Origin of the sequence: Herbaspirillum sp. WKF16 (genome assembly GCF_028993615.1) — a bacterium.
In the GTDB taxonomy this organism is placed as follows: Bacteria; Pseudomonadota; Gammaproteobacteria; order Burkholderiales; family Burkholderiaceae_D; genus Herbaspirillum.
In genome coordinates, this window is record NZ_CP118632.1 from 3,323,518 (window position 1) to 3,340,326 (window position 16,809).

17 protein-coding genes are annotated in these 16,809 nt (G+C 66.6%); 7 read left to right on the forward strand and 10 right to left on the reverse strand.

The window, feature by feature from the left end; all coding sequences use genetic code 11:
• Positions 1–106: 106 nt before the first annotated feature.
• Positions 107–976 (reverse strand): formyltetrahydrofolate deformylase, encoded by an 870-nt coding sequence (purU, locus tag Herbaro_RS15110; protein ID WP_275010438.1) that lies wholly within the window; start codon positions 974–976, stop codon positions 107–109.
• 274 nt (positions 977–1,250) lie between these two features.
• Positions 1,251–1,775, reverse strand: coding sequence for a bactofilin family protein (locus Herbaro_RS15115; protein WP_275010439.1), 525 nt, complete (start codon positions 1,773–1,775; stop codon positions 1,251–1,253).
• Positions 1,776–2,580: 805 nt separating this feature from the next.
• On the opposite strand from Herbaro_RS15115, the gene Herbaro_RS15120 reads away from it, so the two are divergent.
• The 3 genes from Herbaro_RS15120 (at position 2,581) to Herbaro_RS15130 (ending at position 7,422) form a co-directional block, all read left to right on the forward strand.
• A complete protein-coding gene (locus Herbaro_RS15120) occupies positions 2,581–3,297 on the forward strand; it encodes a Pr6Pr family membrane protein (RefSeq protein WP_275010440.1) in 717 nt (238 codons plus the stop codon).
• A 121-nt stretch (positions 3,298–3,418) separates the two neighbouring features.
• Positions 3,419–5,155, forward strand: coding sequence for an acid phosphatase (locus Herbaro_RS15125; protein ID WP_275010441.1), 1,737 nt, complete (start codon positions 3,419–3,421; stop codon positions 5,153–5,155).
• A 536-nt stretch (positions 5,156–5,691) separates the two neighbouring features.
• The gene (locus Herbaro_RS15130; protein ID WP_275010442.1) at positions 5,692–7,422 is read left to right on the forward strand and encodes a chloride channel protein; all 1,731 of its coding nucleotides are present in this window, start codon (positions 5,692–5,694) and stop codon (positions 7,420–7,422) included.
• A gap of 24 nt (positions 7,423–7,446) precedes the next feature.
• Here Herbaro_RS15130 and Herbaro_RS15135 read toward each other — a convergent pair whose 3' ends face one another.
• The 4 genes from Herbaro_RS15135 to Herbaro_RS15150 form a co-directional block, all read right to left on the reverse strand.
• Entirely contained in the window at positions 7,447–7,683 is a 237-nt protein-coding gene (locus Herbaro_RS15135; RefSeq protein ID WP_275010443.1) for a hypothetical protein, read from the reverse strand.
• Positions 7,684–7,833: 150 nt separating this feature from the next.
• Complete coding sequence (locus Herbaro_RS15140) at positions 7,834–8,154, reverse strand: hypothetical protein (protein ID WP_275010444.1); 321 nt, start codon at positions 8,152–8,154, stop codon at positions 7,834–7,836.
• Between the two features lie 217 nt (positions 8,155–8,371).
• Positions 8,372–8,869, reverse strand: a complete 498-nt coding sequence (locus tag Herbaro_RS15145; RefSeq protein ID WP_275010445.1) for a Csu type fimbrial protein — start codon at positions 8,867–8,869, stop codon at positions 8,372–8,374.
• Between the two features lie 470 nt (positions 8,870–9,339).
• Positions 9,340–10,314 carry a GlxA family transcriptional regulator gene (locus Herbaro_RS15150; RefSeq protein WP_275010446.1) on the reverse strand — a complete coding sequence of 325 codons (975 nt, stop codon included), beginning with the start codon at positions 10,312–10,314 and terminating at the stop codon, positions 9,340–9,342.
• Positions 10,315–10,605: 291 nt separating this feature from the next.
• On the opposite strand from Herbaro_RS15150, the gene Herbaro_RS15155 reads away from it, so the two are divergent.
• The 3 genes from Herbaro_RS15155 to epsC all read left to right on the forward strand — a co-directional run bounded on the left by Herbaro_RS15155 (position 10,606) and on the right by epsC (position 12,692).
• Positions 10,606–11,364 (forward strand): SDR family oxidoreductase, encoded by a 759-nt coding sequence (locus Herbaro_RS15155; protein WP_275010447.1) that lies wholly within the window; start codon positions 10,606–10,608, stop codon positions 11,362–11,364.
• 62 nt (positions 11,365–11,426) lie between these two features.
• On the forward strand, positions 11,427–11,654 hold the full coding sequence (locus Herbaro_RS15160; protein WP_275010448.1) for a DUF4148 domain-containing protein: 228 nt from the start codon (positions 11,427–11,429) through the stop codon (positions 11,652–11,654).
• A 99-nt stretch (positions 11,655–11,753) separates the two neighbouring features.
• Entirely contained in the window at positions 11,754–12,692 is a 939-nt protein-coding gene (gene epsC, locus Herbaro_RS15165; protein ID WP_275010449.1) for a serine O-acetyltransferase EpsC, read from the forward strand.
• Between the two features lie 26 nt (positions 12,693–12,718).
• Here epsC and Herbaro_RS15170 read toward each other — a convergent pair whose 3' ends face one another.
• On the reverse strand, positions 12,719–12,874 hold the full coding sequence (locus Herbaro_RS15170; RefSeq protein ID WP_275010450.1) for a hypothetical protein: 156 nt from the start codon (positions 12,872–12,874) through the stop codon (positions 12,719–12,721).
• Between the two features lie 126 nt (positions 12,875–13,000).
• Positions 13,001–14,167 carry an MFS transporter gene (locus tag Herbaro_RS15175; protein WP_275010451.1) on the reverse strand — a complete coding sequence of 389 codons (1,167 nt, stop codon included), beginning with the start codon at positions 14,165–14,167 and terminating at the stop codon, positions 13,001–13,003.
• Between the two features lie 76 nt (positions 14,168–14,243).
• Between Herbaro_RS15175 and Herbaro_RS15180 the strand changes: the two genes are divergently transcribed.
• Positions 14,244–15,128 carry a LysR substrate-binding domain-containing protein gene (locus Herbaro_RS15180; RefSeq protein WP_275010452.1) on the forward strand — a complete coding sequence of 295 codons (885 nt, stop codon included), beginning with the start codon at positions 14,244–14,246 and terminating at the stop codon, positions 15,126–15,128.
• Between the two features lie 6 nt (positions 15,129–15,134).
• Here Herbaro_RS15180 and Herbaro_RS15185 read toward each other — a convergent pair whose 3' ends face one another.
• Together Herbaro_RS15185 and Herbaro_RS15190 are read right to left on the reverse strand one after the other, a co-directional pair.
• Positions 15,135–16,007, reverse strand: a complete 873-nt coding sequence (locus Herbaro_RS15185) for an ABC transporter permease subunit (protein ID WP_275010453.1) — start codon at positions 16,005–16,007, stop codon at positions 15,135–15,137.
• Positions 16,004–16,780: a taurine ABC transporter ATP-binding protein gene (locus Herbaro_RS15190; RefSeq protein WP_446719337.1), complete on the reverse strand. Its 777-nt coding sequence runs from the start codon at positions 16,778–16,780 to the stop codon at positions 16,004–16,006. The genes Herbaro_RS15185 and Herbaro_RS15190 overlap by 4 nt, the downstream gene beginning before the upstream one ends.
• Positions 16,781–16,809 lie beyond the last annotated feature (29 nt).

Here is a 16,809-nt window from a genome sequence, read left to right on the forward strand (position 1 = left end):
TTCCTGCGAAAGCAGCGGCCCGGCGTCGTTCAGCCTCCCGTCTCCAAGCAAAAAAGCCGCCGGACTTTCATCCGGCGGCTTTCTGGAGGGAGCTGATCACGACGAATCAGTTGAAGATCACCGTCTTGTGCCCATTCAGCAAAATGCGATGCTCCGTGAACCACTTCACTGCGCGCGCCAGCACCACGCATTCGATATCACGGCCGATGGCCGTCAAGGTGTCAGGCCCCATCGAGTGATCCACGCGCTCGACGCCCTGCTCGATGATCGGACCCTCATCCAGGTCGCTGGTCACGAAGTGAGCGGTGGCGCCGATCAGCTTCACGCCGCGATCATGCGCCTGGTAGTAAGGCTTGGCGCCCTTGAAGCTGGGCAGGAAGGAATGGTGGATATTGATCGCGCGGCCGCGCAGGGCCTCGCACATCTCCGGCGACAGGATCTGCATGTAGCGCGCCAGCACCACCAGGTCGATCTGGTTGGCGTCGACGATCTCCATGATGCGCTGCTCTTGCGCGCGCTTGGCCTCGGCCGGCGCGCCGGTGGCCAGCGGCAGGTGGTGGAAGGGAATGTTGTAGCTCGCGGCCAACTGATAAAAATCGGTATGGTTCGACACGATCGCCGGAATCTCCACCGGCAGCAGGCCACTCTTGTAGCGGAACAGCAGGTCGTTGAGGCAGTGGCCGATCTTGGACACCATCAGCATCACGCGCGGCTTCTTGCCGGCGTCGTTCAACTGCCAGTTCATCTGCAGGGCGTCGCCCAGCACGCCGAAATCGGCGCGCAGCTGCGCGTCGCTGACGGCTGCGTCTTCCGAGGAGAAATGCACGCGCATGAAGAACAGCTTCGACTGGCCGTCGCCGAACTGCGCGGAATCGATGATGTTGCAGCCGTGATCGGCCAGGAAGCCCGAGACGCGATGCACGATGCCGCGCTGGTCCAGGCAGGACAGGGTAAGAATGTATTCCGGGTGAGCCATGAGAATGAACCGAGTAACGCCAGCGTCTGCGGCGCGGAAGGATCCGGCAAGCCGCCGCCGACGCAAACCCGCGCCGGCAAAAGACGAAAGGCGCTATTGTCGCACGGCAGAGCCATGCGGACAAACCCGGCCCGTTTTCCCCGGGCATTGGCCGCCGTTGGCGAGCATTTGCATGCCAAACCGGCCACAAGATTCCATACAGGCAATGAAACTCCGCGCGAACCCTGGCCCGCGCGGAAATCGCCCTTACCTCGGCCCGGCGCCTGGGCCGGCGTCAGGCGGTCTTGTGCAGCAGTTCCTTCTGCTCGTGGCCGCCGCCGACCTGCAGGTCGCCCGAGAGCTGGCCGCCCTCTTCGATCACCAGCTTGCCGTAGCGGATCTTGCCGGTCACCTTGCCGCTGGAATAGATCACCAGTTTCTGGCGCACGGTCAGGTCGCCGTCGAACTCGCCGCGGATCTCGGCCAGGTCGATCTCTGCCGAGCCCTTGAAGGCGCCGCGCTCCGCGATCTGCACCACGCGGCAGTTGATGGTGGCCTGCACCTTGCCTTCGACCACCAGCGTGTCGCAGTCCTCGATCTCGCCCTTGACCTTGATGTTGGGGCCGACGGTCAGCTTGCTGCCGGTCTCTTCGCCTGCGGCCGGCGCCGTGGTCGGCACGGAAGAAGGATACTGGGTGGGTTTCTGCACGCTGGTCACGCTGCCTCCGACGGTGGATTGGGACACGCCATTGTTGGCGCTGAAGGGGGAATTGCTCGAGTTGGTTTCGCGTTTGCCGAAGAGGGATTCTGAGCGAAGCATGTGATCTCCTGAAATTGATAGAGCGTGCAAAACGGGAAGCACGAAAAAATAAGGCGGCGCGCAGTGAATCGAACGGGCAGCGGGCGGTGGAAAAACACCATGCGGATTCGGAGGATCTTCTGGTCGGATCCGGCTATTCAGTTACGCGTCGCGAAGCGACAGGTCCGAGTGATGTCCCGGCATCGGCGATACGCCGCAAAAGCTTGCCAGGCAAGAAACCTGTGCGGTTCGGCAGGACGCCAATTCGAAAGTTCACGATAATTTTGTAACAGCGAAACGCGGATTTCGCATGCTTCCACATCCTCTTCGCGACCACCATCCTCGCTGCTGCCTGGCGATGACCGAACGGGTAAAAATGGAGCGGAGGACGCTGCCTCGCACAGGTGTCCGCAACCGAAATTCGCGCATGAAACGCAGCACAAATTATTTATATTTCCACGCGGCTTGTAACTAAAAAAGATGTAACAGTTGCGCGTCCTGAAGCGTCGCCGCCAGGCGACACGCATCGGCCGGAGAGGCGCGCCGGATCTGGCCTGCGGAAGACCGTCTTTTTTTTCGCGGGGTTCGTTCACCGTCATCGCGCCAAGCATTTTCCAGGTGCGCGAAACTACCGCGCCGGCGCTATCGGCGACCGCCCCGCCGATGGAAGACCATCGCCGCCGCGGCCAGTTGTGACGCCATGTAAGCGGTGCAAATGAATGTCATCGCCGCTGCGCGCGCGGCGCAACCGATTTATGATGATGTGTCCACCGCCGTCAACGACCGGCATCGCACGGCGCATCCACCACCCTGGCCTGTACACACGATGAGCAACGAACAAATTCCTTCGCCGCAATCGCTGGACTCCTTCGGCGCCAACATCTTTCCCGCGGAGCGCGGCTCGGCCGCGTCGCGCGCGCTGGCGGCCGCGATTGCCGTCATCAGCTGGTTCGCCTTCGTGGCCCAGACCGACATCACGCTCAACCGCCTGCTTTCGCGCGGCGGCGGCATCCTCGATGGGCTCGACCGCCTCACCATGTACCTCACCAACCTGACCATCCTGATGGCGGCGCTGTGCTTCACCTCGCTGGCGCTGTCGCTGAAGACGCCGCTGAGCCGCTTCTTCCGGCAGCCCTCGGTGGTCTCGGCGGTGGTGGCCTACCTGGCCTTCGTCGGCATCGCCTACAACCTGCTGCTGCGCCAGCTGTGGGCGCCGACCGGGTTTCGCGCGCTGGTCAACGAAAGCCTGCATACCGTGACGCCGCTGCTGGCGATGGTGTACTGGATCTTCTTCGTGCCGGTGTTCCAGCATTCGATCAGGAAATCCCTGCTCTGGCTGGCCTACCCGCTGGGCTACCTGTTCCTCACCCTGTGGCGCGGCGCGCTGTCGGGCTTCTATCCCTATCCCTTCATCGACGTCAACAAGCTCGGCTACCCTCGCGTGATCCTCAACGCCAGCCTGCTGTTCGCCGGCTTCCTGGCGCTGATGATCCTGTTCGTGGCCGTCAATCGCTCGGGCAAGCCGGCCTTCCTGCGCAAGTAGGCGGGCGCGAAAAAAGCGCGTTTCTTCGAAAAAAAAGACACATTCCTGTCATACGGTCGCGCTATCCTCCTCCTGTTCCGCGCCCCTCGTCCACAACAATATCCGACAGGAAAGATCATCCATGAGCATCCACGACGACTCCGCCGGTGGCGGCAAACCCGCATCCCCCGACCGTGAACGCGACGCCACGCATGATGCAGCCCCGCAGAGCAACAGCCGCCGCCGCTTCCTTGGCAGCATGGGCGGCGTGGCCGCCATGGGCGCCGCCGGCGGCACGCTGTCGGCCTGCGCCACCGACGGCGGCGTGCCTTACCCGCTGGGCAATCCCGCCGATTCCGCCGCGCTTGACCGCGCCTTGCGCGACAACGTCAAGACCATCGTCGTCATCTATGCCGAGAACCGCAGCTTCAACAACCTGTTCGGCGACTTCCCAGGTGTGGAACAGCCGCTGTCCAAGCTCAAGCCCGAGCAGTACCAGCAGCGCGACCGCGACGGCAGCCTGTTGAAACAGCTGCCGCAGGACTGGAGCGGCACCGTCGGCCAGGAGCAGGTGATCGAAGGCGTGACCTACCCGGCCGGCACCCAATACACCCCGAACCGCCCGAACGCCCCGTTCGCGCTCAAGGGCCCGCAGGGGGACGCGCTGCCGCTGGGCCTGGTCACGCGCGACCTGTGGCACGTGTTCTACCAGAACCAGATGCAGATCAACGGCGGCAAGAACGACAAGTTCGTCGCCTGGGCCGACTCCGGCGGCCTGGTGATGGGCAACTACGGCGACACCCAATACAACCTGCGCCTGTGGGACATCGCCCGCGAGTACGTCCTGTGCGACAACTTCTTCCAGGGCGCCTTCGGCGGTTCCTTCATGAACCACCACTACCTGATCGCCGCCACGCCGGGCTACTACCCCAACGTGATGAGTTCGGTCTCGCGCACCCAGGTGGCCAAGACCAAGGATAACGACCCGCTGTCGGCCGAACTGGTGCCGGCCGAGAACAGCCCGGCCAGCGCCATGCAGGGCGCACCCAAGTTCGGCCCCAGCGCACTCACGCCCGACGGCTACGCGGTCAACACCATGGCGCCGCCGTACTGGCCGACCTGGGCCCGCGACAAGAACAACCCGGCCTATTCCGAACCGAACCAGCCCAGCGTGCTGGTGCCGCAGACGCACGAGCACATCGGCGACAAGCTCAACAAGAAGAACATCGAATGGGCCTGGTACGCCGGCGCCTGGCAGGCCACGCTGGACGAGTTCAAGGACTCCAAGGGCATTCCCAAGATCCCCAACTTCCAGTATCACCACCAGCCGTTCAACTACTTCAAGAACCTGGGTCCGGAAAACCCCGCCGAGCGCAACAAGCGCCTGCGCGACGGCGGCCTGGGCGACGAGGCGCGCACCAACCGCTTCCTGGCAGATGTCGAAGCCGGCCGCCTGCCGCCGGTGACCTTCTACAAGCCGCAGGGCAACCTCAACATGCATGCCGGCTACGCTGACGTCGCCTCGGGCGACCGCCACATCGCGCACATCGTCAAGAGCCTGCAGGCCAGCCCGCAGTGGAAGAACATGGTGGTGGTGATCACCGTGGACGAGAACGGCGGCTGGTGGGATCACGTAGCCCCGCCCAAGGGCGATCGCTGGGGACCGGGCACGCGCGTGCCGGCGCTGGTGGTGTCGCCCTTCGCCCGCAAGGGCACGGTGGACCACACGATCTACGACACCGCCTCCATCCTGCGCCTGATCACCCGCACCTTCGGCCTGGAGAAGCTGGACGGCATGAAGCAACGCGACGACGCCATGATCGCGCGCGGCCAGAAGCCGATGGGCGACCTGACCAACGCCCTGCAGTTCAAGGCCTGAGCGTTATTGGCCGCTGAATGAAAACGCCGCCGCGAGTTGATCGCGGCGGCGTTTTTCTTTTTATCCGCTCCATGTACGCACAGACCCAGCATCGTGCGACCGCTATCGAGGCATGACAAACGTCGCTGGGTCCCGGCCTGCGCCGGGACGACAAGTAGTGAGTGAATCAAGCAGGTGAAGGTTCGCTATCTCCTCACTGTCGTCCTGACGAAGGTCAGGACCCAGTGTCGTTCAGCGACCATCTATTCGCGACAAACGCCACTGGGCTCCGGCCTGCGCCCGGGCGACAAGTAGTTAGTGAATCAAGCAGATGAAGGTTCACGCTACTTCCTCACTGTCGTCCTGACGAAGGCCAGGACCCAGTGTCGTTCAGCGGCCATCGATAGGTGAATAAGGCATCAAAGATGCGCGACCGGATCACTCCCGGTCGCGCATCAATTTATATCACATTGTGATATATTCACCTTCTTTCCCATTATGCGCATCGTTCCGCCGTCACCTTACCGGGCAGGACGATGCCCCACATCCCTTCTACGATGAAACACAAACGCGACTACACGGCCGACGGCCGCCTGCCCTTCCTCGCCGCGTTGGCGCTGGCGATCGGCGCGCTGGCCACCGGCGCGGCGTGGATCCTGCTCAAGCTCATCGCGCTGTTCACCAACCTGTTCTACTTCCAGCGCCTGTCGGTGGCGCCGGCCTCGCCGGCCACGCATGCACTGGGCTGGATCGCGGCGCTGCTGCCGGTGGCCGGCGGCCTCATCGTCGGCCTGATGGCGCGCTACGGCAGCGAGAAGATCCGCGGCCACGGCATCCCCGAAGCCATCGAGGCCATCCTGTTCGGCAAGAGCCGCATGTCGCCCAAGGTGGCGGTGTTGAAGCCGCTGTCCTCGGGCATCGTGATCGGCAGCGGCGGGCCGTTCGGCGCCGAAGGGCCGATCATCATGACCGGCGGCTCGGTGGGCTCGCTGCTGGCGCAGTTCCTGCACCTCACCGCGGCCGAGCGCAAGACGCTGCTGGTGGCCGGGGCCTGCGCCGGCATGACCGCGGTGTTCGGCACGCCGGTGGCGGCGGTATTGCTCGCGGTGGAGCTGCTGCTGTTCGAACTGAAACCGCGCAGCCTGTTGCCGGTGGCGCTGGCTTGCGCGGTGGCGGGCTTCCTGCGGCCGCTGGCGATCGACGCCGGGCCGCTGTTCCCGCTGGAGATCGCCGCGCCGTCCAGCGCCGCCCTGCTCTCCTGCCTCGCCGCCGGCCTGGCCAGCGGCATCCTGGCGGCCGTGCTGACGCTGGCGCTGTATCGCGTGGAAGACTGGTTCCATCGCTTGCCGCTGCACTGGATGTGGTGGCCCGCCATCGGCGGCGCGGTGGTCGGCGCCGGCGGCCTGCTGCAGCCGCGCGCGCTGGGAGTGGGCTATGACGTGATCGGCGACCTGCTGCACCATCACTTCGCGCTCTCGGCCGCGCTGGCGCTGCTGGCGGTGAAGGCGGTGATCTGGCTGGCGGCGCTGGGCTCGGGCACCTCGGGCGGCGTACTGGCGCCGCTGCTGATGATGGGCGCCGGGCTGGGCCTGCTGCTGTCCCCGCTGCTGCCGGGCGCCTCGCCCGAACTGTGGGCGCTGGTGTGCATGGCCGGCGTGCTGGGCAGCGTGCTGGGCGCGCCGCTGACCGCCATCGTGTTCGCCTTCGGCCTCACCCACGCGGGCGAGGCGCTGCTGCCGTTGACGGCCACCGTGGCGGTGGCGCACGGCGTCAACGTACTGTTGATGAAGCGCTCCATCATGACCGAGAAGATCGCCCGACGCGGCCTGCATGTGCACCGCGAATATGGCGTCGATCCGCTCGAACGCGTGCATGTGGAGGAGCTGATGACGCGTGCGCCGCACACGCTCGATGCGGCGCTGCCGGCCGCCGAGGCGCTGGCGGCGTGCCGCGCCTCGGCGCACGCGCATCGCTACTATCCGGTGCTGGAACAGGGCCGGCTGGCAGGCATGCTGGCCTTGCGCGCGCTGGAGCAGGCTGCTCCCGGGCAGTCTTGCGGCGCGCTGCTGGCGAGCGCCGAGGCGGCGGCCGTCTCCATCGCATTGCCGCAGATGAACGCGCGCGCCGCGGCCGGCCTGATGGCGCGGCTGGGCACGGCGCGCCTGCCCGTGGTGGCCGACCGCCGGCACATGAAGCTGGTCGGCATCGTTTCGCTGTCGGACCTGGCGCGCGCCGGCGCGGCGCATGCGGACGAGGAATCGGTGAGGGAAAAACTGCTGGGATGGTAATGCCGGCTGCAGCCCTGCATGCGCTCAGTGCATGCTGTTGTCGATGAAATCCTTGGACCACTGCAGGCCCGCGGTGCGCAGGCAATTGAAATCGGGGTAGAGGTTGTCCCCGTCGCGCCACAAGGCCATCGGCGGACGCCCCCATTTGTTGATCTGCACGGACAGGCGCCAGCCGTCGACCATCTGCAGGCCGACGATGCTGATGTCGAAGTTCCGATACTGCGCGGCGTAGGTGAGCGAATGTATTTTCTTGTTTTCCATGGGCAACTTTCGCGAGCAAGCATTATACGGCGCGAAAATCGCCATGGAACGCGGCAAGACACCGCCGCGCAAGATAAATGCGCCGCCCTTGTCAGGGCGACATCGAAGCGCGCGCCGAAGCTTGCCGGCCTGCCAACGAAAGCGCCGGAATCAGACGCCGCCGGCCAGTTTGCAGACCAGGTTGTCCTTCGATACCAACACCACATTCACGCCGGCGGTGCCGTTGTCCATGCGGAATTCGGTATTGCCGTTGCTCAGCGAAATGATGCGCACCGCGCGCGCGGCCTGTTCGGTCAGGATGGATTGGCCCTGCTGGTTCAGGCAGGTCAACACGCAACCGCCATTGGCCGTGCAGGTGCGCGTGAGGTCGCTGGACACCGGCGTGGGCGGCGGGGCGGCGGCGGTCTGGGCCTGGCAAGCCAGCGGCAGGATGCAGGCGAACAGGCCGCACAGGGCGATCAGTCGGGTCACGTTTCCTCCTTTGTTGGAATGATTGTCGGATGCGGGTCTGACCGGCGGATTTCCGAATCATTCCCGAACCTCGTTCATCGCGCAACGCCAAGCCCGACCAAAAAAAGCGGCGCACCTCTCAACGAAGTGCGCCGCAGCCCCCCTCCGGGTCAAAACGATATCAAGCCGTGCGTCCTGCAGGCGGACGTTGCCACCTCTCCATCCAGAAATCAGTCGTTCAGTAGGTCAGCGTGACGGTCACAGTGTCCGAGTAGGCGCCGGCCAGGGGCGTCTGCGCGGCCGCGATCTGGCCGTACACCGTCAGCGTTTGCAGCAGGCCCGAACCGGTGCCGGTCTGGGTGTCGGTGCCGATGGTCGAACCCCAGTTGTTGGTGCGGCCCGAGTCGCGGTACAGCGCGTAGTTCAGCGTGCCGCCGCCGGTGGCGCTCATCTTGCGGCTGTTGACCGTCGAGCCGCTGCCGGTGCCGGCGTCAAGGCCGACGTTGTAGCTGGTGCCGTTGGTGCACAGCACCGTGATGCTGCCGGTCTGGTTCACCAGCGCCTGGGTGTAGGCGCCGAAGGCGATCGCCGAACCGACCACCGTGCAGGCGGCGACCACCGAGGCGCTGATCGTCAGCGAGGCGCTGGCCGTGGCCGCGTGCGACGGGGCCGAGGAAGCCAGCATGACAGCGGCGATGGATGCGCAGACGAAGCGATTTTTCTTGGCAAAAAACATGTTGATTCTCCTGGGGATCCCTGCGCTGTCCTCGCCCTGTGCGAGAACTTCTGTGTGCAGCGGGTATGGATGTACTTTAGTTTTTTGCCGTCTCGTCAAGTATCGGGAGCTTCCTGAGGCCTCGGCCATTCGCTTCAGGGAATTCCCTAGTTACGCTGAAATGCAACACGCGCCGCCCATCGACCACAGGCGGCCTGCTCGCCGACAACCCTGATGGATAAAGGCATTCAGGGCATTTCACGCTTTCGCATATGGATATTTCCAAACAGCATTGGCGTAATTTCCGGTCACGCGATAAAGTCCATTCCAGAGCCGATTCACCCGCGCGGCGCCACTTTTCAGATAGAACTGGGCGCCGCCGAATCGCTCCCCCGAATTCCCCTTCCGCATTTCTCCCTTGCCGCAAAGACAACGGCGCCGGAACATCGTCCCGGCGCCGTCGCCATGCATCCGCCTCCTGCCGGCCAATCCTAGGCCAGCTCCTCCAGCGCATCCTGCCGCGCCCGCACCTCACGCACCATCGCCTGCGGCGGCCGCCCGAAGGCGCGCAGGAAGGCGCGCCGCATGCGCTCCTCGTCGCCGAAACCGGTATCGGCTGCGATCGCCGCAATGCCGCTGTGGCCGGCCTCGATCAGCGCCCTGGCCGCCTCCAGACGCAACTTTTCCACCGCCTTGGCCGGCGAGTAGCCGGTCTGCAGCTGGAAGGCCCGGCTGAAATGGCGCGGGCTCCAGTGCACCTGGGCGGCCAGTTGCTCGATGGTGAGCGGCTCGCGCAGGTTTTCCTTGGCGAAACTCAGCGCGTCGCGCACGCGGTCGGAAGCCGGTTCCAGTTCGGAGAGCGTGGAGAACTGCGACTGGCCGCCGGTGCGCCGGTGATAGACCACCATCTTGCGTGCCACCGTCCTGGTGGTCTCGACGCCAAGGTCGGCGTCCACCAGGGCCAGCGCCAGGTCGATGCAGGCGGTCATCCCGGCCGAGGTCCAGACGCCGCCGTCGTTGACGAAGATCCGGTCCTCGTCCACCTGCACCTGCGGATGGCGGCTCTGCAGCTCCAGCGCGTGCGCCCAGTGCGTGGTGGCGCGCCGGCCGTCCAGCAGGCCGGCCTCGGCCAGCAGGAAGGCGCCGGTGCAGATGCTGGCGGTGCGCCGCGCCTGCGCCGCCGCACGCCGCAACTGGGCGGTCAGCTCAGGCATGCCGCCAGGCACGTCGAGCGCCCCGCCCACCAGCACGGTGTCCCAGGCGCGCCGGCCCATGGCCAGCGTTTCCACCCGCACCCCTGCCGACGAGGCCACCATGCCGCCCGCCGTCGACACCAGCTCCGCCTGGTAATACGCCCGCCCAAGCTCCAGGTTGACCATCTCGAACACCGTCATGGCCGCCAGGTCGAGGATCTGGAAACCGGGGAAGACGACGAATGCAATGCGTTTGGAATGTTCGCGAGCCATGGCGAGACCTGTCCTTTTCCGAGGGATGTTGGCTAATTGAGACAGTCTGGCGCGCCTGCCGCCCTCACCGCAAGCGCCTTGCGGCAATAATGGCATAAAACGAGGGAAATTGGTCATTTCGGATATCCATCTCCATCCCCAGAATGGATTCAAGGCATCGGCGCATCCCTTTATCGCGCCGGGCCGGGACACCCGCCATGCGTTTCACGCCGCCGCCGGAGCGCTTCGTCGCAAAACGGCTGCGGCCGGGAACCATGCCGCCGACACTGACCAAAGGAACAGGAACCCGTCATGCAACTCACCGACAACACCATCTTCATCACCGGCGGCGCCTCCGGCATCGGCCGCGGCCTGGCCGAGGCCTTCCACAAGCTCGGCAACCAGGTGATCATCGCCGGCCGCCGCAAGGCGCTGCTGGACGAAGTCACCGCCGCCAACCCGGGCATGCGCAGCGTGGAGCTGGACATCGCCGATCCGCAGGACATCCGCGCCGTGGCCGACTGGTTGATCAAGGAGTTCCCCACTCTCAACGTGCTGGTCAACAACGCCGGCATCATGCCCTTCGACGACGCCGCCGGCGCCATCGACGACGCCGTGATGCAGAACATCATCAACACCAACCTGTACGGCCCGATCCGCCTGAGCTCGGCGCTGATCGAACACCTCAAGCGGCAACCGCGCGCGGTGATCGTCAACAACACCTCGGTGCTGGCCTTCACGCCGCTGGCGGCCTCAGCCGTGTATTCGGCCAGCAAGGCGGCGCTGCACTCGTACTCGCTGTCGCAGCGCTTCATGCTGCGCAACAGCTCGGTCAAGGTGCAGGAAATCGCGCCGCCCTGGGTCAACACCGACCTGATCGGCAAGACCGACGACCCGCGCGCCATGGCGCTGGCGCCGTTCATCGAGCAAACCATGCAGGCGCTGGCCACCGACGCCGAGGAAGCCGTGGTGGAAGCGGCGCGGCCGCTGCGCGACAACGCCGGCCCCAAGGAACACGGCCTGGTGCACGGATTCAACCAGATGCTGGTCGACAACCCGATCGAGCTCTGAGCAAGCGCGCCGGCCGTCCCTCCGGGCGGCCGGCATTTTCATCCCCAAGGAAAGGAACCATCATGAAACTGCTCCACATCGCCGCCCTCGCCGCCGCGCTCGCCTGCTCCGCGGTCCACGCCCAAGACGCCGCCCCGGGCAAGCCGGCCGGCAAGACCCGCGCCGAAGTCATCGCCGAGATGCAAGCCGCGCGCGCCGCCGGCCAGCTCAACAAGCCGGACTACTACCCGGTGTTCGAGCGCAGCTGGAATGAACGCCGGCAAGCGCCCGCCAAGGACGCGGCAAAATAAGATGGAAAAGGGAGAAGAAGGAACGTCCGGCGGCGAAGTTGCCGCAACGCATTAACGTGGGCGCCGACGCCGTGCGCGCATTTTTGATAGCATGCCGACATGGATACCTCGAACACTCCCGAACTGAGCGCCCTGGCCGATATCGCAGGGCTGGGCCTGTCTGCCGTCGTGGCCGGGCTGCGCACCTCGCGTGAAGTCACCAACAAGATCCGCCATCGCGGCGAGATCCGCGAACTGCCCTCGCGCGAGGCGATGCAAAAGCTGCTGCAGAACCTGCAGGCGGCGCTGTTCCCGACGCACTACGGCCATACCGACCTGTCCGACGAGACCATCGACTACTTCGTCGGCAGCCAGCTCAACGCTGCGCTGTGCACGCTGAAGGAGCAAGTGCGCCGCGGCCTGTACTTCGCCGCCGACGAACCGCAAAGCGAAGACGAGCTGCACGCGCGCGCCGCCGCCATCACGCGCGATTTCGCGCACCAGTTGCCGGCCATCCGCGATGTGCTGGTCAGCGACATCCAGGCCGCCTATCACGGCGACCCCGCCGCATCGAGCATTTCGGAAATCCTGCTGTGCTATCCCGGCACTACGGCGATCATCTGCCATCGCCTGGCGCATGCCCTGCACAAGCTGGGCTCGCCGCTGCTGGCGCGCCTGGTGGCCGACATCGCGCACTCCGCCACCGGCATCGACATCCATCCGGCGGCGCAGATCGCGCCCAGCTTCTTCATCGACCACGGCACCGGCGTGGTGATCGGCGAAACCACCATCATCGGCCGCAACGTGCGCCTGTACCAGGCCGTCACGCTGGGCGCCAAGCGCTTCCCGAGCGAGCCCGACGGTTCGCTGGTCAAGGGCATCCCACGCCACCCCATCGTCGAGGACGACGTGGTGATCTATGCCGGCGCCACCGTGCTGGGCCGCATCACCATCGGCCAGGGTTCGGTCATCGGCGGCAACGTCTGGCTCACGCACAGCGTGCCGCCCGGCAGCAACGTCTCGCAGGCGGAAATGCTCAGCGAGTGCACCCGGCTGTAGGAAAAAGAGAGTAAGGCGGACTGCGCTCAGCCCGCCAGGGGGAGCCAGCGCTGCACGAAGAACAGCGCGCCCAGCAAGGCCAGGCCGACGAAGAACACGGCGGCGATCAGCTTCTTGTCGGTCGGCTGCATCGGCTCCAGCGCCAGCGTGCCGAGCTCCTGGAACAGTTGGGGATCGTTCATGCGCACTCCGCTTGCAGGTTTCGATGCGCCCATCCTAAGCAATACCGCGCCCGCCGGGAACGAAGCGATACGCGCATGCATATCCGCCCGGCGCATAAGCGCCTTCCCTCCGCTTCTTGCTGCGTCCTACTGCTTGAGCGGCCCGGCCGCGGCCGGCGCATGGGCCGGCTCTCGCCCGCAGGCCACTGCCGCCAGCGCCAGCGCGGCGGCGGAAATGCTGTAGATCCACAGCGACGACATCACCGGCAACAGCAAGCCCGCCAGCATCGGCCCCATGCCGGCGCCGATGTCACGCCAGATCGCGCGGCCGGCCAGCGCGTGCACACGCTCGGCCGGCGGCGTGCGGGCGGCGACGATGGGCGGCAACAGCGGCAGTTGCAGGGCGCGCAGGATCACAATGAAGCCGGCGAACAGCCACAGCAAGCCGCCGCCGAAACCGACCAGCGCCGCGCAGGTCGCCAGCGACAGCGTCACCAGCACCTTCACCGCGCCGAAGCGCTCGGCCAGCCAGCCGCCCAGCGGACTGAGCACGATCTCGCCGAAGTAGCGCAGCGCCATCAGCACGCCGGCGATCAGCTCCGCATGTTCCGAAAACGACTGCTTGCTCATGTAGGCCAGGCCGACGATGAACAAACCGTCCAGCGTCAGTCCTTCGAGGAAGGACCACCAGTCCAGTGCGTTGGGCAGCTTCCAGCGGCGCGCCGGCAGCGGCGGATAGGCATGCTGCGGCAGGCGGCGCGCGGCAAACAGGCCGATCACCGCCGTCAGCGCCACCAGCGCGAACACCGGCCGCGGCCCGTAGTGGCTGGCCAGCAGCGCCGCCAGCGGCAGCCACAGCATGGGCCCGATGGCGATCACCCCGCGCGAGCGGCCCGATCGGCGCGCGGCGCCGATCGGGTTGGAAGTGGACATGGCCTGGGTCGAGAGATTGAGGCCGGCAAAGGCCATGCCCCACAGCAGCCGCAGCGGCAGCAGCGCCCAGAAGCCGCTGGCCACCGTATAGCCCAGCGCGCAGGCGATGGCCGCGCAGACTGCGTAGAAGCAGGTCGGGCGGTCGCCGCGCCGCGAGTAGAAACGCGTCACCCAGCGATAGCCGGCGATGCGCACCAGGCGGTTGGCCGCCAGCAGGACGCCGACCTCGGCCAGCGTCACGTGGAACTGCTCGGCGTACATCGGCAGGAGCAGGTAGAGCACGATGTCGCAAGGCAAGGCGGCGGCCAGCGACATGGCGGCGTGGCGCGAATCGAGATCGGCGCGCCGCAGGTCGGCCTGATGCAGGTCTGGTGTGGTCATGGCTGCCATCATGCGGCGCGCGCGCGAGGGCTGACAAACGATATTAATTCCGGCCATGCGTGATAAAATCTGACGCATGGCCGAACTCACCCTCCCGCTCAACGCCATCCGCGCCTTCCTCGCGGCCGCGCGCCACCAGAGTTTCACACTGGCGGCGCAAGAACTCAACGTCACCCACGGCGCCGTCAGCCGCCAGATCAAGAACCTTGAAGACTACCTCGGCATGCCGCTCTTCGAGCGCCGCATCCGCCAGGTGCTGCTGACCGAGCGCGGCCGCCAGTTCTTCGAAGAGGCCAGCCCGGCGCTGGAGATGCTGGCCGGCGCCGCGCGCCGCGTCATGCGCGATGCGCCCACGCGACCGGTCAGCATCAACGTGCGGCCCTCGTTCGCGGTGCGCTGGCTGATCCCGCACCTCTCCGGCTTCGTCGAACGCTATCCCGGCATCGAGCCGCGCGTGGCCACCAGCACCGCCATCGTCAGCCGCGCGCCGGGACCGTTCGACATTGCCATCCGGCGCGGCGAGACCAACTGGCCGGAGAGCCTCAAGGTGCAACGCTTCATGGAGGACGAGCTGCTGCTGGTGGCCTCGCCCGCGCTGCTCAGGAACACGCCGCTGCCCGAGGCCCGCGCGATTGCCGAACACACGCTGCTGCTCTCGCGCAGCCGCCGCGGCGATTGGGAGGAGTGGAAGAAGCTGGCCGGCCTGAAGCGCTCGCGCACCCAGCCCATGCTGCATTTCGATCACGTGCACTTCGTGCTGCAGGCGGCGGTCGACGGCCTCGGCCTGGCGCTGTCGCCGGTCTCGCTGGCCGACAACGACCTGCGCTCGGGCCGCCTGGTCTGCCCGCTGCCCGAGCTGCGCCTGCCGCTGGCGCCCTACTACCTCGGCATCAGCCCGCAGGCCGGCGCCGAGGCGCAGCTGTTCGCCAAATGGCTGGGCGAGAACCGCCTGCTGGCCTGACGCCCGCTAGCGATGCCCGCGCCACGGCGTGAGCGCATCGGCCAGGCGCCGCATCGCCAGGTCGAACAGATACGCGATCAGGCCGATCAATATGATCCCCATCACCACCACGTCGGTGCGCAGGAAGCTGGAGGCGTTGAGCACCAGTTGCCCCAGCCCGGCCGTGGCCGCCACCATCTCGGCTGCCACCAGCGTGGTCCAGCCGAAGCCGATGGCGATGCGCAGGCCGGTGAGGATGTCCGGCAGCGCCGCCGGCAGGATCACGTGGCGCAACAGCTGCCAGCGCGTCGCGCCCATGGACTGCGCCGCATGCAGCTGCTCGGCCGGCACGCCGGCCACGCCGGCGCGGGTAGACACGGCGATGGGAGCGAAGCAGGCCAGCCAGATCAGCAGCAGCTTGGCGGTCTCGTCGATGCCGAACCAGATCACGATCAGCGGCAGATAGGCCAGCGGCGGCAACGGCCGGTAGAACTCCAGCAACGGGTCGAAGACGCCGCGCGCGATGCGGCTGGCGCCCATCAGCAGCCCCACCGGCACCGCGGCCAGCGCCGCCAGCAGGAAGGCGCCGAACACCCGCAGCAGGCTCCAGGCGATGTGCTGCCACAGCGGCAGGCCGCCCTGGACGTTGCCGTCCCAGGCCTGCGTCGCGGCTTGCCATACCGCCGCCGGCGGCGGCAGGAACAGCGGCGCGATCCAGCCGGCCGCGGTGGCGCCCCACCACAGCAGCAATGCCACCGCGACCGTCACCGCCGCAATGCCGGTGGACGAGCCGCTGCCCGGCCGCGGATGGATGCGCGCCGGCGGCAGCTGCGCCGAAGGCGCGTGCGGCGCTTCACGCGCGGCGGCAATGGCAGGGGAAGCGTGGTCGGCGTTGCTCATGCGTGCGCTCCCAGTCCATGCACCAGTTGCAACAGGCGCTCGCGCCAGGCGATGAAATCCGGCGACGACTTCACCGCGCGCGCGTCGCCGGTATCGACATAGCGGCGCAGGAACGGCAGCTCGAAATCATGCTCGATGCGGCCCGGCCGCGGCGACATCACAATCACCCGGCTGCCCAGGAACAGCGCCTCCTCGACGCTGTGGGTGATGAAGAAGACGGTCTTGCCGGTGCGCGCCCATACCTGCGCCAGCAGCTCCTGCACGCTCTCGCGCGTCAGGGCGTCGAGCGCGCCCATGGGCTCGTCCATCAGCAGCACGCGCGGATCGTTGGCCAGCGCGCGCGCAATCCCGACGCGCTGCTGCATGCCGCCGGAGAGCTGGTACACCGGCGACTTCGCCTGGCGCTCCAGTCCCACCAGCTTCAATTTCTCATGCGCCAGCGCCAGTCGCTGCGCGCGCGGCAGCCCCCGAAAGCGCAGGCCCAGCGCGACGTTGTCCTCGACGTTGAGCCACGGCATCAACGCGTGCTTCTGGAACACCACGCCCAAGGCCGGCCCGGGGCCGGAAACCGGCGCGCCGTCCAGCAGCACCTGCCCTTGCGATGGGCCGATGAAGCCGGCCAGGCAATTGAGCAAGGTGGTCTTGCCGCAGCCCGACGGCCCCAGCGCCACCACGAACTCGCCGGACGCGATGGCAAGATCGACACCCGCCAGCGCCAGCGGCTCATCCGGCCCGGAAGATGCAAAACGCACCGACAAGCGGTGCGCCTCGATACGTCCGCCGGCCGGCTGGCCGGAGTTCA